The sequence below is a fragment of the Saccharothrix saharensis genome (assembly GCF_006716745.1).
In the GTDB taxonomy this organism is placed as follows: domain Bacteria; phylum Actinomycetota; class Actinomycetes; order Mycobacteriales; family Pseudonocardiaceae; genus Actinosynnema; species Actinosynnema saharense.
Genome location: NZ_VFPP01000001.1, coordinates 3207267 through 3221220, shown reverse-complemented (window position 1 = coordinate 3221220; position 13954 = coordinate 3207267). Strand labels below are relative to the sequence as shown.

13 protein-coding genes and 1 tRNA gene are annotated in these 13954 nt (G+C 70.9%); 7 read left to right on the top strand and 7 right to left on the bottom strand.

Features of this window, described 5'->3' with window-relative positions; genetic code table 11:
- Position 1: 1 nt before the first annotated feature.
- Both FHX81_RS13480 and aceE read right to left on the bottom strand, forming a co-directional pair.
- Entirely contained in the window at positions 2-2020 is a 2019-nt protein-coding gene (locus tag FHX81_RS13480; protein ID WP_141978392.1) for a substrate-binding domain-containing protein, read from the bottom strand.
- Positions 2021-2181: 161 nt separating this feature from the next.
- Positions 2182-4932, bottom strand: a complete 2751-nt coding sequence (gene aceE, locus FHX81_RS13475) for a pyruvate dehydrogenase (acetyl-transferring), homodimeric type (protein ID WP_141978390.1) — start codon at positions 4930-4932, stop codon at positions 2182-2184.
- A 296-nt stretch (positions 4933-5228) separates the two neighbouring features.
- Between aceE and FHX81_RS13470 the strand changes: the two genes are divergently transcribed.
- The 3 genes from FHX81_RS13470 to FHX81_RS13460 all read left to right on the top strand — a co-directional run bounded on the left by FHX81_RS13470 (position 5229) and on the right by FHX81_RS13460 (position 6343).
- The gene (locus FHX81_RS13470) at positions 5229-5663 is read left to right on the top strand and encodes a DUF3052 domain-containing protein (protein ID WP_141978388.1); all 435 of its coding nucleotides are present in this window, start codon (positions 5229-5231) and stop codon (positions 5661-5663) included.
- A gap of 112 nt (positions 5664-5775) precedes the next feature.
- Complete coding sequence (locus tag FHX81_RS13465; RefSeq protein ID WP_141978386.1) at positions 5776-6234, top strand: peroxiredoxin; 459 nt, start codon at positions 5776-5778, stop codon at positions 6232-6234.
- 37 nt (positions 6235-6271) lie between these two features.
- Positions 6272-6343, top strand: a tRNA-Val gene (locus FHX81_RS13460).
- A gap of 103 nt (positions 6344-6446) precedes the next feature.
- On the opposite strand, the gene FHX81_RS13455 is transcribed toward FHX81_RS13460, so the two are convergent.
- The gene (locus FHX81_RS13455) at positions 6447-6758 is read right to left on the bottom strand and encodes a hypothetical protein (RefSeq protein ID WP_141978384.1); all 312 of its coding nucleotides are present in this window, start codon (positions 6756-6758) and stop codon (positions 6447-6449) included.
- Between the two features lie 868 nt (positions 6759-7626).
- Between FHX81_RS13455 and FHX81_RS13450 the strand changes: the two genes are divergently transcribed.
- On the top strand, positions 7627-8412 hold the full coding sequence (locus FHX81_RS13450; protein ID WP_141978382.1) for a hypothetical protein: 786 nt from the start codon (positions 7627-7629) through the stop codon (positions 8410-8412).
- A gap of 9 nt (positions 8413-8421) precedes the next feature.
- Here FHX81_RS13450 and FHX81_RS13445 read toward each other — a convergent pair whose 3' ends face one another.
- Positions 8422-9267, bottom strand: a complete 846-nt coding sequence (locus tag FHX81_RS13445) for an MOSC domain-containing protein (protein ID WP_141978380.1) — start codon at positions 9265-9267, stop codon at positions 8422-8424.
- Between the two features lie 79 nt (positions 9268-9346).
- Here FHX81_RS13445 and FHX81_RS13440 point away from each other — a divergent pair, with 79 nt between their 5' ends.
- Positions 9347-9787: an Lrp/AsnC family transcriptional regulator gene (locus FHX81_RS13440; RefSeq protein WP_141978378.1), complete on the top strand. Its 441-nt coding sequence runs from the start codon at positions 9347-9349 to the stop codon at positions 9785-9787.
- A gap of 16 nt (positions 9788-9803) precedes the next feature.
- Here FHX81_RS13440 and FHX81_RS13435 read toward each other — a convergent pair whose 3' ends face one another.
- The gene (locus tag FHX81_RS13435) at positions 9804-10211 is read right to left on the bottom strand and encodes a TIGR04141 family sporadically distributed protein (RefSeq protein ID WP_170232041.1); all 408 of its coding nucleotides are present in this window, start codon (positions 10209-10211) and stop codon (positions 9804-9806) included.
- 454 nt (positions 10212-10665) lie between these two features.
- Between FHX81_RS13435 and FHX81_RS13430 the strand changes: the two genes are divergently transcribed.
- Both FHX81_RS13430 and FHX81_RS13425 read left to right on the top strand, forming a co-directional pair.
- Positions 10666-10956: a hypothetical protein gene (locus FHX81_RS13430; RefSeq protein WP_141978374.1), complete on the top strand. Its 291-nt coding sequence runs from the start codon at positions 10666-10668 to the stop codon at positions 10954-10956.
- A 24-nt stretch (positions 10957-10980) separates the two neighbouring features.
- Complete coding sequence (locus FHX81_RS13425; RefSeq protein ID WP_141978371.1) at positions 10981-12012, top strand: saccharopine dehydrogenase family protein; 1032 nt, start codon at positions 10981-10983, stop codon at positions 12010-12012.
- On the opposite strand, the gene lipA is transcribed toward FHX81_RS13425, so the two are convergent.
- Both lipA and FHX81_RS13415 read right to left on the bottom strand, forming a co-directional pair.
- A complete protein-coding gene (lipA, locus tag FHX81_RS13420) occupies positions 11987-12991 on the bottom strand; it encodes a lipoyl synthase (protein ID WP_141978369.1) in 1005 nt (334 codons plus the stop codon). The two genes, FHX81_RS13425 and lipA, sit on opposite strands and share 26 nt — an antisense overlap.
- Positions 12992-13006: 15 nt before the next feature.
- Positions 13007-13948: an oxidoreductase gene (locus FHX81_RS13415; protein WP_141978367.1), complete on the bottom strand. Its 942-nt coding sequence runs from the start codon at positions 13946-13948 to the stop codon at positions 13007-13009.
- Positions 13949-13954 lie beyond the last annotated feature (6 nt).

The following is a 13954-nucleotide window of genomic DNA, read 5'->3' as shown; positions in this document are numbered from 1 at the left end:
GTCACCCTCCCCATGCGGCACGCGTTATGACGTCCAAGGCGTCTTCCTGGCCCTGAGTCGCCCCGGAGCCGTTCCGGGAGACGATCTCCAGGCAAGGACCCCCGTTGGCCTGTGCGGCCTCGTGGAGCGGCGCTGAGGCCGCGCACGCGCCCTCCGCGAATCCGACGGCCACCACCCGGACGTGACCGCCGGCGGCCTTCGGCACCGATGGGATCCGTGCCGCCGCCGTCAGCACCACCAGGTGCGCGCCCTGCCCGACCCCCGCGTCGAGCACGCCCTCGGTCATCGGCAGCTCCACCACCCGGTCGCGCGGGCCGGCCAGCTCCCGCACCCGCGTCGCGAACAGGTTCGCCTCCGGCGAGCCGTCCCGGGCCACACCGATCACCCGCGGCCTGCTCGCGGTCTCCCACGCCCGCCGCACCAGCCTCGCGTCCGGTTCGACCGGCAGCGTCCGCGGCCGGTCCGCCAGCACGCCGGGACCCCACCGCAGGCCCGTGTTCCAGGCCAGGTCCCGGAAACCGGCCCGCTTGAACTCGTCCTGGGCCTGCGGCGACAGCAGGTGCGCCAGGAACCGGTCCACGATCCGCTGCCGTCGCTGGTTGGGCCGACCGGGCCGTTCCACCTCGACGAACGGGTGGTCCAGCACGAGCGCGCCCTTGCGCGGGTAGAGCACCCGGCAGCCCTCGGTGCGCGCCACCGCCCGCTCCGAGCCGACCAGCGCCACGTCGCCCGCGCACGGCCGGTCGCCGGTCGTGCGGCCGGTGACCCGGCGCAGCTCGCGCAGCGCGTTCGGCACGTCCGGGTCCAGCTCGTCCAGCTCACCGGACAGCAGCGCGGCGGCCGCGGCCATCCCGACGCCCGAAGACGTGTCCACCGCCGCGGGCCGCCGCACGTCACGCCACTCGAACTCGCCGTCCGGCGGCGCGATCCGCCCGGCCAGCTCCTCCGACGCGCCCAGCACCACCGGGGAGATCGCCACCCCCTGGCGGCGGCGCAGCCGCACGTCCTCGCGCTGCCGCAACGCCTCCTCCACCGCGGTGACCTCGGCCGAGGTGTCCGGCAGCCACACGTGCGGTTCGGCGGCGTCCACCAGGGTCAGGTCGCCCGGCTGCCAGCCCCGGCCCAGCGCCTCGGCCGCCAGCCGGTCGGACTTGCCCGTGTACACCAGCGCGTTGACCTCCTTGCAGCCCTGCGCGTTGTGCCGACCGGAGTCGTCTTCCAGGTCCAGCGCGAGCGACCGGACGACCTGCTCCTTCTCCGCCGAGACCAGCACGTTGAGCTGGATCGGGGGAGGGCAGGGCGGCTCGACGGGCGGCCGCGCGCCGAACGCGTCCACCGCACCCGCACCGACCAGCAGCACGGCCAGCCCCAGCCGGGCCCACGGCGGCTTGCGGCGCACCCGCTCCGGCTTCGGCTCCGGCTCCGGCCTCGGCGGTGGGGTGAACCCGTTCGGCACGTGCAGCCAGGCGCGTTCGTGCACCTCCTTGACGTCCGCGTGCACGGGCCGGAACGAATCCGGGTCCATCGCCGGGTCGGGCCGCACCACGTCGGCGTAGATCCGGTCGGAGACGATCAGCGCGAACGAGGCCGTCGAGCGGTCCAGCGCGTCGCGCAGCGGCTCGGCGTCGAGCAGCCGGAACGCCAGCGTCACCTCGTCGCCGACCACGCCTTCGCCGTCGTACAGCACCTCGCCCGCCGTGATCGCCATCCGCAGCCGGATCTGGGCGTCCTCGTTGCGGGTGGCGTTGTACCGGCGCAACTGGCCCAAGAGGGCGTGCGGCACGCCGTCGACCACCCGGCTCTTGGGCACGTCGGGCGGCACGAGCACCAGCACGCCGTCGCCGCGGTCCTCGTGGTCGACCGCCGACCACGTCAGCCCGTTGTCGACGAACGCCGTCTCCAGCGCCGCGTAGAGGCCGAGCCGGATCTCCTTCTGCGGCGTCAGCGGGCGGCCGCTGAACGCGGACACGTCGACGACCAGCACCGTGCGGTGCACCGCGTGCAGCGGTCGCGTCCCCATCCGACCCCTCGTTGGAACGCCGGGTTTGTGGGGCAAGTCTATGGGGTGTGTCACAACCGGCAGCGGGAAAGCGGAGATTTCCGCTGGTCGGCCGCATTACTGCGGAAACGCCTCGGGGGCGGCACCCGCGTCACCGCGCGTGCCGCCCCCGAGGTCGACGATCAGGCCAGACCGGCGTCCGAGGTGGACGGGCCCGCCGCGCCCACGTCGTCGATCTTGTACTTCCGGGCCGCCTGCACGACCAGCGACTGCTGGATCTCGCCGCGCTTGGCCAGCGCCGCCAGCGTGGCCACCACGACCGACTCGGCGTCGACCAGGAAGTGCCGCCGCGCCGCCGGCCGGGTGTCGGAGAACCCGAACCCGTCGGTGCCCAGCGTGGTCATGTCGGTCGGCACGTACGGCCGGATCAGGTCCGGCACCGCGCGCATCCAGTCCGACACCGCCACCACGGGGCCCGCCACGTCGGCCAGCACCTGCGTGACGTACGGCACGCGGGGCTCCTGGTCGGGGTGCAGCAGGTTGTGCCGGTCGACCTCGACGGCCTCGCGCCGCAGCTCCGAGTACGACGTCGCCGACCACACGTCGGCCTGCACGCCCCACTCCTCGGCCAGCATCCTCTGCGCCTGGACCGCCCACGGCATCGCCACGCCGGACGCCAGCAGCTGGGCCCGGGGGCCGCTCTGCGCCGACGCCGCCTGGTACCGGTACAGGCCCTTGAGCAGGCCTTCGACGTCCAAGCCCTCGGGCTCGGCCGGCTGCTGGTACGGCTCGTTGTAGACGGTCATGTAGTAGAAGATGTTCTCGGCGTTCTCGCCGTACATCCGCCGCAGACCGTCCTTGACGATGTGCGCCACCTCGAACGACCACGCCGGGTCGTACGCCACCACGGCCGGGTTGGTGTGCGCCAGCAGCAGCGAGTGCCCGTCCGCGTGCTGGAGGCCCTCACCGGTCAACGTGGTGCGACCGGCCGTGGCGCCCAGCACGAAACCTCGCGCCATCTGGTCCGCCGCCGCCCACAGGCCGTCACCGGTCCGCTGGAACCCGAACATCGAGTAGAAGATGTAGATCGGGATCATCGGTTCGCCGTGCGTGGCGTAGGACGTGCCCGCCGCCGTGAACGACGCCGTCGACCCGGCCTCGTTGATGCCCTCGTGCAGGATCTGGCCCTGCTCGCTCTCCTTGTACGCCAGCATCAGCTGGGCGTCCACGGAGGTGTACATCTGGCCGTTCGGGTTGTAGATCTTCTGCGCCGGGAACATCGAGTCCATGCCGAACGTGCGCGCCTCGTCCGGGATGATCGGCACGATCCGGCCGCCGATCTCCGGGTCCTTGGCCAGGTCGCGGACCAGCCGGACGAACGCCATCGTGGTGGCGACCTCTTGCTTGCCCGAGCCCTTGCGGATCACGTCGTAGACCTTGTCGCCCGGCAGCACCAGCGCCTTGGACTTCGTCCGCCGCTCCGGCACGAACCCGCCGAGCTGCTTGCGCCGCTCGAGCAGGTACTGGATCTCCGGGGAGTCCTCGCCGGGGTGGTAGTACGGCGGCAGGTACGGGTCCAGGTCCTTGTCCTCGATCGGGATGCGCAGGCTGTCCCGGAAGAGCTTCAGGTCCTCGTGGGTCATCTTCTTCATCTGGTGCGTGGCGTTGCGCGCCGCGAAGTGCGGGCCCAGGCCGTAGCCCTTGATGGTCTTGGCGAGGATGACCGTCGGCTGGCCGACGTGCTCGGACGCCGCCTTGTACGCCGCGTAGACCTTGCGGTAGTCGTGGCCGCCGCGCTTGAGGTTCCACACCTCGTCGTCGGACATCGGCGTGACCAGGTCCTTCGTCCGCGGGTCGCGGCCGAAGAAGTGCTCCCGGACGTACGCGCCGTCGTTGGCCTTGTACGTCTGGTAGTCGCCGTCCGGCGTGGTGTTCATCAGGTTGACCAGCGCGCCGTCGCGGTCGGCGTGCAGCAGGGCGTCCCACTCACGGCCCCAGATGACCTTGATGACGTTCCAGCCCGCGCCGCGGAAGAACGCCTCCAGCTCCTGGATGATCTTGCCGTTGCCGCGCACCGGGCCGTCGAGGCGCTGCAGGTTGCAGTTCACCACGAAGGTCAGGTTGTCGAGCTGCTCGTTGGCCGCCACCTGCAGCAGGCCGCGCGACTCCGGCTCGTCCATCTCGCCGTCGCCGAGGAACGCCCAGACGTGCTGGTCGGAGGTGTCCTTGATGCCGCGGTCGTGCAGGTAGCGGTTGAACCGCGCCTGGTAGATCGCGTTCATCGGGCCCAGGCCCATGGACACCGTGGGGAACTCCCAGAAGTCCGGCATCAGCCTGGGGTGCGGGTACGACGGCAGGCCGCCGCCCGGCCCGGCGTGCGAGAACTCCTGGCGGAAGCCGTCGAGCTGCTCGGCGCTCAGGCGTCCCTCGAGGAACGCGCGGGCGTACACCCCGGGGGAGGCGTGACCCTGGATGAACACGTGGTCACCGCCGCCGGGGTGGTCCTTGCCCCGGAAGAAGTGGTTGAAGCCGACCTCGTACAGGCTCGCCGACGACGCGTAGGTCGAGATGTGACCGCCGACGCCGACGCCGGGCCGCTGCGCGCGGTGCACCGTCATCGCCGCGTTCCACCGGATCCAGGCCCGGTAGCGGCGCTCCACCTCCTCGTCGCCGGGGAACCACGGCTCACGCTCGGTGGGAATGGTGTTGACGTAGTCCGTGCTGGTCAGCGAGGGGACACCGACGTGGCTCTCCCTGGCCCGCTCGAGCAGCCGCAGCATCAGGTAGCGGGCGCGCTGCTGCCCGCCGCCCTTGAGCGCGGCGTCGAACGACTCCAGCCACTCCGCGGTCTCCTCCGGGTCGATGTCGGGGAGGTGGGCGGCCAGACCGTCACGGATGACGCGTACCCGCTCGGGGGTGTTCTGCGGGGCCAAGGGATCTCCTCGTTCCGGGGTCTTCTCAGTCCCATCGTCGCCCGACAGTCACGGTCCCGTCACCTCTACCGGTGAGTAACTCTGGATCGTTTCTCTCGCGCGCGCGAATAGGAGGTATGTAGAGCGTGCCTCATCCGGTCGGGGGACCGCACTCGGGGGTACCCGATGCGGCGTGTCTTGGCCCTTACGGTTGCGCGTGGCGGGGCTGACAGTGTTCGCTAGCCGCGACTGGTAGTGACATCGCGCGGCAGTCGTACCCCGGCTGCCGCTCTTGTGTACTTGGAGGAGTGGAAGCCGTGGTCGCCGCGGAAGACGCCGGCAAGATCGGTGTCGCCGACAGGCTCGGGATCGAACCGGGCAGCGTGGTCCAGGAGATCGGCTGGGACGAGGACGTCGACGACGACCTGCGTGCCGCGATCGAGGAGCGGGTGGGCGGTGATCTGCTCGATGAGGACGCCGACGAGGTCATGGACGTGGTCCTGCTCTGGTGGCGCGAGGAGGACGGCGACCTCGCCGACGCCTTGATCAACGCCACCACGGCACTGGCCGACGACGGCGTGATCTGGGTGTTGACGCCCAAGACCGGGCGAGCCGGTCACGTCGAGCCGAGCGACATCGCCGAGGCCGTGTCCACCGCGGGGCTCGCCCAGACCTCCAACATCACGGTGAGCGGTGACTGGTCCGCGACCAGGCTCGTCTCCCCGAAGTCGGCGGCCAAGACGAAGCGCTGACCGCGGACGAGGCACGCCGACCGCCATGCCCTAGGCTCGACGGCGGGCTCCCCGATCGGGTGGAGCCCGTTCTTCGGGTTGCCCACGTGGCACGCGGTGGTGGAGGGTTGCATTGGTCGAGGTTGGCGCTCAGGCCCCTGACTTCACGCTCAACGACTACAACAAGCAGCCCGTGACGCTGTCCTCGTTCCGCGGGGAGCGCAACGTGCTGCTCGTGTTCTACCCGTTCGCGTTCAGCGGCATCTGCACCGGTGAACTGTGCCAGGTGCGCGACGAGCTGGCCGCCTACGAGGACGAGAACGTGCAGGTCATCGGCGTGTCCGTGGACACACCGTTCAGCTTGAAGGCGTGGGCCGCCCAAGAGGGCTACCAGTTCCCGCTGCTGTCGGACTTCTGGCCGCACGGGCAGGTCGCCCGGGCGTACGGCGTGTTCAACGAGCAGGCCGGTCTCGCCAACCGCGGCACGTTCCTCATCGACACCGCCGGCGTGGTCCGCTACGCCGAGGTGAACGCCCCGGGCGAACCCCGCGACCAGGAAGCCTGGAAGAAGGCCGTCGCCGCCCTGTCCTGATACCTTCCCGGCGCCGCCTCACCACCGGCGCTGCCCCGGGCGCGTAGCTCAGCGGAAGAGCACTCGGTTTACACCCGAGCGGTCGCAGGTTCGAATCCTGCCGCGCCCACCGCGTCACCCGGGGTGCAACCCCCAGACCCCGCCCGGCGGGTTCCGCCCCCCGGACCCCTGCCGGGGCTCTCGCCCCTGGCCCCACGGCGGCGGGCTCCACTTCAGCGCTTGGCGCCTTCGCTTCGCCCTGGGAGCGTCGCGGTGGTCCTGTCGCGTGCTCTCAGGTTTCGTCCAGCCAGATCACGTGTGCTCGTCGTGCTCCGGCTGATCGGGGAGCTGATCTCGAACACGGTTCGCGCGTGGTTGGGGCTGTCGGAGGTGAGCCGGAAGTCGACCTCGACGGAGTTGGCGTCGGCCCGGTCGTCGTAGGCCACGCCGTAGCCGGCGACGCGGACGTCCTTCGGGTCTTCGTACTCCTCGACGATGGCGAACAGGCGTGGGGCTTCCTGGCGGGCGATCTCGTGCGCGTTCACGCGGCTTTCCTCTCGTGCTCGTGGATCAGGTCCGCCAGCGCGTCGGCGGGCATCAGGCGGTTGCCTGCCTGTTCGGGCGTCACCAGCCACATCACCGGTGTGGTGTCCAGGGCACTCGGGGGTAGCGGGATGGGCATTCCCGCGGCCCCACCCGAGCCCGGGCGCTCAGGAGCACCGACGGCACGGGCGGGTGGACCAGGAAGGAGGCGATCGGCATGTTCGGGCACGCGAGGACCGGCGTCGGTGAGGCGGCGACCGCGGGTCGTCGGCCAACGTCATCACGAGGCTCTCGGCCACCATGAACGCGCCCAGGCGAGAGCCTGTGACCGTGAGGACGTTGGGCCGGTGCAGTCCGGGCCCCGACCACCAGTCGCGCACACGGCGGGCATTTGTGGTCGCCTCGTCGGACGGTCGCAGACAGGGGTCGATGACACGGGACTCGTCCGCCGGATCGGCGAAGTGACCGTTGTGCCAGATGGCTTTGGGCAGGACGGGCCGGCCCATCTCGGCGTAGTCCAGGGCGGCTTGCGGGATCGTGTTCGCGGGCACTGCGTCGCCTTTCTCTGCCTCGGGCGTGAAGGTGCTGTTCGGCGCGGGAGGCTTCCAACCGCACCCGCCGAGAACCGGGAGCACGGTGATGGCCGGCTATCCCTGGCGCTCGGCCTTCGACGCAGTGGAGTAGTCCGGGTACCTCGGGTGGATCCGCGACACACATGTCGAATAAAGCTCACCTTCATCTGGGCGGCGCATCGCGGAAAAGGGCATGTGCGTTACATCGGGTTGTCGGGATAACGGTCCGGCACGCGTTGTAACGTGCGTTCGGGCACTCGCGATGATCGGGCGTACATCGAATTCGAGGAAGTGCGCCGTGGAACACCAGCAGATCTCCCACCCCCAGCCCTATCCCCAGCCGGTGGCGGCGAAGCCGACCAAGTTCGCCGCGCTCGCGTGGGCGGCCCTGATTCTGGGTGTAGTGGGCATTGTCGGTTCGCCGATCATCATCCTCAACAACCTGACCGCAGTCGTCGCCGGCGTCGGTCTGGTCCTCGGGTTCATCGCGCTCTTCGGCACCAAGAAGATCGTCGCGGTGATCGGTGTGGTGCTCTGCGTGCTCGGGATCGTCTTCACCGTCATGGTGCAGCAAGCGGCGGTGGAGGAACTCGACGAGATCATCAACGGCTCGACCAACCAAGGGCAGGTCAGCGGCGGTGTGGACAGTGCCGCGCCGGTCGAGCCGAAGCCCGGGGCGGCGCAGGCGCCGCCCACTTGGGGACAGCGCTACACCTGGGCCGACGGCTTGGCCGTCGAGGTCTCCGCGCCCACGCCGTGCACGCCCGGCGAGTACGCGGCACCGCCGAACATCGCTCGCGCGACCAAGGTGACCGTGACCGTCACCAACGGCACCGACAAGTCGTTCGACGCCGGACTCCTCTCGTTCGGCAGCGATGCGCAATTCGACGGGCGGAAAGCGGAAACGGTGTTCGACTCCAGTGGTGGGTGCGGAAACGGCGGTGCGGGGAACGCCACGGTGCTGCCCGGCAAGACCTACACGTACGAGACGGCCTTCTCCGTCGGTGCGCAGCCCGGCGAACTCCAGATCACCTTGCAGCCCACTTTCGGCTCGGACAAGGCCGTGTTCGTAGGCCAGGCGTGAAGCGACCCGTCACGGAATGACGGCGGTTTCGGTGATGCCGGACAGGTCCGGCTCGGAGCGGGTGGTGGGGATGAAGTCGTCGCCCACGGAGAGGTGGCCCGGGACGAGGACGGCGTACTTCGCGCCGAACGCGACACCGGCCGGTGTGCGGCGGTACGCGGCGAGGGTGCGCAGTGGTTCCGGGCCGGCCCGGGTGCCGGTCGGTTGGTCGACGGTGGTGACGGCGCAGCGGATGGCCGGTTTGGCGTAGGCCAGTTCGACGGTTCCGGTGGTCAGGTGGAGGGCGTGGTCCTCTTCGTGCGCGGGCCAGTCGTCGACGACGATGTTCGGGCGGAAGCGGCTCGCCGGGACGGGGTGGCCGCCGTTGGCGGTGATCCGGGCGTTCAGGGCGTGCAGCGAGGTGGCGGAGAGCAGGTGCACCGGGCAGCTGTCGGCGTAGGCCGACGTGCCCGCGGTGCGGCCGTCGGTGACGCGGTGGTGTTCGGGCGGGGCCAGGACGAGCCGGCTCGGTGCGCCGAGGACGGCGGTCAGCCAGGCGGCGACGGGGTCGCCCTGGTCGATGCCCGTGTAGCGCGAGCCGAACAACGTGACCGGACGTCGTGGTGAGGTCGTGTCGATCGGCACGGCGATGCTGCCGGCCTCGGGCGCGGCCAGGGTGAGCCGATCAGGGTCGACGGTCGGCCGGATCGTGGCCAGCAGCGGGTCGCGGCGTTGGGAGCGGTAGGTGCCGGAGAGGTCGGTGACGAGGTAGCGGCGGTCGTGTTCGAGGCCGGCGTGGCCGAGCCGGCCGGACCGGAGGCGGATTCCGGCGCAGCCCTTCACCGGGTAGTGGTACAGCTCCGAGATCGTCGCCATGTCGGCAACGGTAGCCAAGGACTCGGGCAACGCGATTGCGGGAATTGTTCGACCGGGCTTCGCGGAGCAATAATCCGGCGTGGACAGCATCGATCGCGCAATAATCGAGCAGCTACGCGCGGAAGCCCGGCTCACCAACACCGAACTCGCCGACCGGGTCGGCCTGACTCCGGCACCCTGCCTGCGCCGGGTGCGCCGCCTCGAACGGGACGGCGTGATCACCGGCTACCACGCCCGCGTCGACCCGGTCCGGACCGGCCGGGCGTTCGAGGTGATCGTCAACGTCGACCTGGCCGTCAAGGACCGCGCCACGGTCGCCCGGTTCGAGGAACTGGTCGCGGGCTACGCCGAGGTAGTGGAGTTCCGCCGGATGTTCGGCCTGCCCGACTACTTCCTCCGCATCGCGACCGCCGACCTCGACTCGTTCGAGCGCTTCGTCACCGACCGGCTCGAGGACACACCCGGCATCGGCCGCGTCGACTCGCACCTGACCATGAAGACCATCAAGCACGAGCCGTGACGCGGTCGACCACCGGTCAGGCCGTCCCGTGCCAGCGGCCCTCGCGCAGGTGGTAGGTCCGGTCGCCGATGGTGGTGTCGAAGGCGACCCAGCGGTCCATCGGGATCGGGGCGGTGAGCAGTTGTTCGCGGGCCGGGTCGGCGCAGGGGATCAGGCGGGACTGCTTGAGCTCGTCGGTCCGGGCGAACTCCGGGATGCGGGCGAAGCGGGTGGTGACGGCGGTGACGTCCAGGGTCGGGTCCAGCGGAACCGGGCCGTAGCCGCCGACGTCGTTGCTGCGGAACGAGACCGTGTCGCCTGCTCGTGGTGCGGCGGCGGCGGGCCAGCGGAGGGCGAGGTGGCCGAACCGGGTGCTGCCGCCCAGCGCGGCGGCCAGGCGACGTTCCAGAACGGTCAGCAGGGTGTCGTCTTCGACGGTGTTCATGGCGGTCGGAACTCCTTTTCGGGCGCGGCGGAACGGCGAGGAAGAGTTCGGCGTGTGCATTCACCGTGGCCCGCGGACGGGTGGAACGGGCGGGTCGGTCGGCGAGCGGCAAGTGGGGTGAGCTCAGCGGCGGTGAGGTGTGGACGGGGGTGATGAGGTGCGAAGACCACGCTGGGGCGCGGCGTTGGGCGTAGTGAGTGGCACTACGGAAAAGCAAGTCACTCGATGTGGTGATTATCGTTTTTCGGGCGTGATCGTTTCCTGAAGAGTTGCTGAAGCTGCCGCCGTCGGCGAATGGTGCGACAGGTCGAGGCGAAACGCGGCGGGACCGTTCGGCGCAGAGAGGCGTCCGCTTGCCCCACGTGGGCCGAATGGCCGATTAGGGGTTGCTAACCGGATCTCCCTATGTGACATCCCCCTACCCCGCGGCGGGGCGAAAGCGTAACTTCCTCGCATGTCGCCCAGGACGGTCATCGCGGTGGTCGGTGCCGCGTTCTTCCTGGCCGGGCTGCTGATCATGCTGCTGCCCCTGTCCGCGGACTCGCCGGAAGGCGTCGCGGTGTCCTGCGGGAACAGCGTGGGCATGGGGTACGACGCCGTGGTGGTCGAGGCCGAGGGGCCGGCGTTCGTCGAGATCTGCGGCCGGCTGCGGATGGAGCGGTTGGCGTGGGCCGCGCCGGTCATCGTGGTCGGGTTGCTGTGCGTGGCCGGGAGCGTCGTCGTGCGGCGCGACTCGTCCCCGTAGCTACCTACGAGTAGCTTCTACCCCATGAGGTGGATGGTCTACGGCGCTTACGGGTACACCGGCACGCTCGTCGCGGAACTGGCGGTGCGGCGCGGGCTGCGGCCGGTGCTCGCCGGGCGGGACGCGGCCAAGCTGCGGCCCCTGGCCGACCGGCTCGGCCTGGAGCACCGGGTCTTCGGCCTCGACCAAGCGGCGCGGGCGCTCGCGGACGTGGACGCGGTCGCGCACTGCGCCGGGCCGTTCTCCTCGACCTCGGGGCCCGTGGTCGACGCCTGCCTGGACTCCAGGACGCACTACGTCGACATCACGGGTGAAATCGACGTCTTCGAAGCCGTCAGCCGGCGGGACGAGGACGCGAAGCGGGCCGGCGTGGTGCTGCTGCCCGGCGCGGGGTTCGACGTCGTGCCCACCGACTGCCTCGCCGCCCTGCTGCACGACGCCCTCCCCACGGCCACGCACCTCGACCTCGCGTTCCTGGTCCAGGGCGGCGCGAGCGCGGGCACGGCGATGACCGCCGTCGAAGGCTCGGGCGGCGGGGGACGGGCGCGCGTGGACGGCGTGATCCGCGACGTCCCGCTGGGCCACCGCCGCCGCACGGCCCAGTTCCGCGACCGGCCCAGGGAGGTCGGCGCCATCCCGTGGGGCGACGTGAGCACGGCCTACCGGTCCACCGGCATCCCGAACGTCACCACGTTCACCACCATCCCGGGCGCGCTGGGCAAGCTCCAGCCGCTCACCGCGCCACTGCTGCGCACCACCGCCGCGCAACGGCTCGGCCGGGCGCTGGCCAAGCGCATCGGCGGCCCGAACGCGGCCACCAGGGCCAGGACCCGCTGCGAGGTCTTCGGCGAGGTCTGGGACGGCGAGGGCCACCGCGTGCGGGCCGCGCTCTCCGGCCCGAACGCCTACGACCTGACCGCCGACTCCGTGGTCCGTGCGGTCCAGCGCCTGGCGGGCACGACCCCCGGCGCGCACACGCCGTCCAGCGCCTTCGGCTCCGACTACGTCCGGGCGCTGGACGGCGTGGTGGTCAGCGAGCCGACAGCAGTGAGGTGATCTCCTGCGCCGCGCCACCGGCTTCCAGCAGGTGGCGCAGGTTCTCCGGCAGCACGTCCCCGCGCTTCTGCACGGCCTGCGCGTACAGCCGGCCGGCGCGGTAGGACGAGCGGACCAGCGGGCCGGCCATGACACCGGAGAAACCGATCTGCTCGGCGGTCTCCTTGTGCGTCACGAACTCCTCCGGCTTGACCCACCGCTCCACCGGGTGGTGCCGGGGCGAGGGCCGCAGGTACTGCGTGATGGTGATGATCTCGCAGCCCGCGTCGTACAGGTCGCTCAACGCCTCGGTGACCTCGTCCGGGGTCTCGCCCATGCCCAGGATCAGGTTGGACTTCGTCACCAGCCCGGCTTCGCGGGCGGCGGTGATGACCTCCAGCGACCGCTCGTAGCGGAACGCCGGCCGGATGCGCTTGAAGATGCGCGGCACGGTCTCCAGGTTGTGCGCCAGCACCTCGGGCCGCGACGAGAACACCTCGGCCAGCTGCTCGGGCACCGCGTTGAAGTCCGGGATCAGCAGCTCGACGCCGGTGCCGGGGTTCATCGCGTGGATCTGGCGGACGGTCTCGGCGTACAGCCACGCCCCGCCGTCCTCCAGGTCGTCGCGCGCCACGCCGGTCACGGTCGAGTAGCGCAGACCCATGGCCTGCACGGACTCCGCCACCCGACGCGGTTCATCGCGGTCGAGGTCGGCGGGCTTGCCGGTGTCGATCTGGCAGAAGTCGCAGCGACGGGTGCACTGCTCGCCACCGATCAGGAAGGTGGCCTCCCGGTCTTCCCAGCACTCGTAGATGTTGGGACAACCGGCCTCTTCGCACACCGTGTGCAGGCCCTCGCGTTTGACCAGGCCCTTGAGCTCCCGGTACTCGGGGCCCATCTTCGCCTTGGTCTTGATCCACGAGGGCTTCTTCTCGATGGGCGTTTGGCTGTTGCGGACTTCCAGCCGCAGCAGCTTCCGACCTTCAGGTACGACGGTCACGACCTCAACCCTACGTCACGAGGGGTCGGGTGCGACGCCCGTGAGCTTGGCCGTCAAGTCCCACAACCGGCTGGCCGCGAGCTCGTCGCGGGCCGCGGTGGTGGACCCCGCGCGGGCCGGGTGACCGCGCGTCTCGCGGAACCCGTCCGGCCCGTAGTAGCCGCCCGGCTCGACGTCCGGCGACGTCGCCGCGTAGAGCTGCGGCAACGCCCCGACCTCGACCGACTGGGAGAAGAAGTCGCTGATCCTGGTGCCGAGCCCGAGCAGCGGGTTGCGCCTCGCCCGCGCCATGTTGGCGCTCAGCTCGGTGGCCGTCATGCCGGGGTGCGCGGCGACGGACGTCACGTCCAGGCCCGCCGCGCGCGTGCGCCGGTCCAGCTCCCTGGCGAACAGCAGGTTGGCGAGCTTGGACTGCCCGTACGAGCCCCAGGCCGTGTACCGGCGCACCTCGTAGTTCGGGTCGGCCAGGTCCACCCGGCCGATCTGGTGGAGCAGGCTCGACACGGTGACGACACGCGCGCCCGGCCGCGTGCGCAGCGCGGGCATCAGCAGCCACGTCAGGGCGGCGTGGCCGAGGTGGTTGGTGCCGAACTGGCGCTCGAAGCCGTCGGCGGTGCGCCCCAGCGGCACCGCCATCACGCCCGCGTTGTTGACCAGCACGTCCAGCGCGTCACCGGTGCGCTCGCGCACCTGTGCGGCGGCCGCGCGGACCGACGCCAGGTCGGCCAGGTCCAGCGGCACCAGCTCGGCCTTGCCGCCGGTGGCGAGCACGCGTTCCAACGCGCGTTGCCCCCGTTCGGGGGACCGGCAGGCCAGCAGGACGCGCGCGCCCTTGCCCGCCAGCACCTCGGCGGTGCGCAGGCCGAGGCCCGAGTTGGCCCCGGTGACCAGCGCGGTGCGCCCGCTCTGGTCCGGGATGTCCGCGGTGTCCCACTTCCGGGCGTTCCACTTCGGCATGGGTCA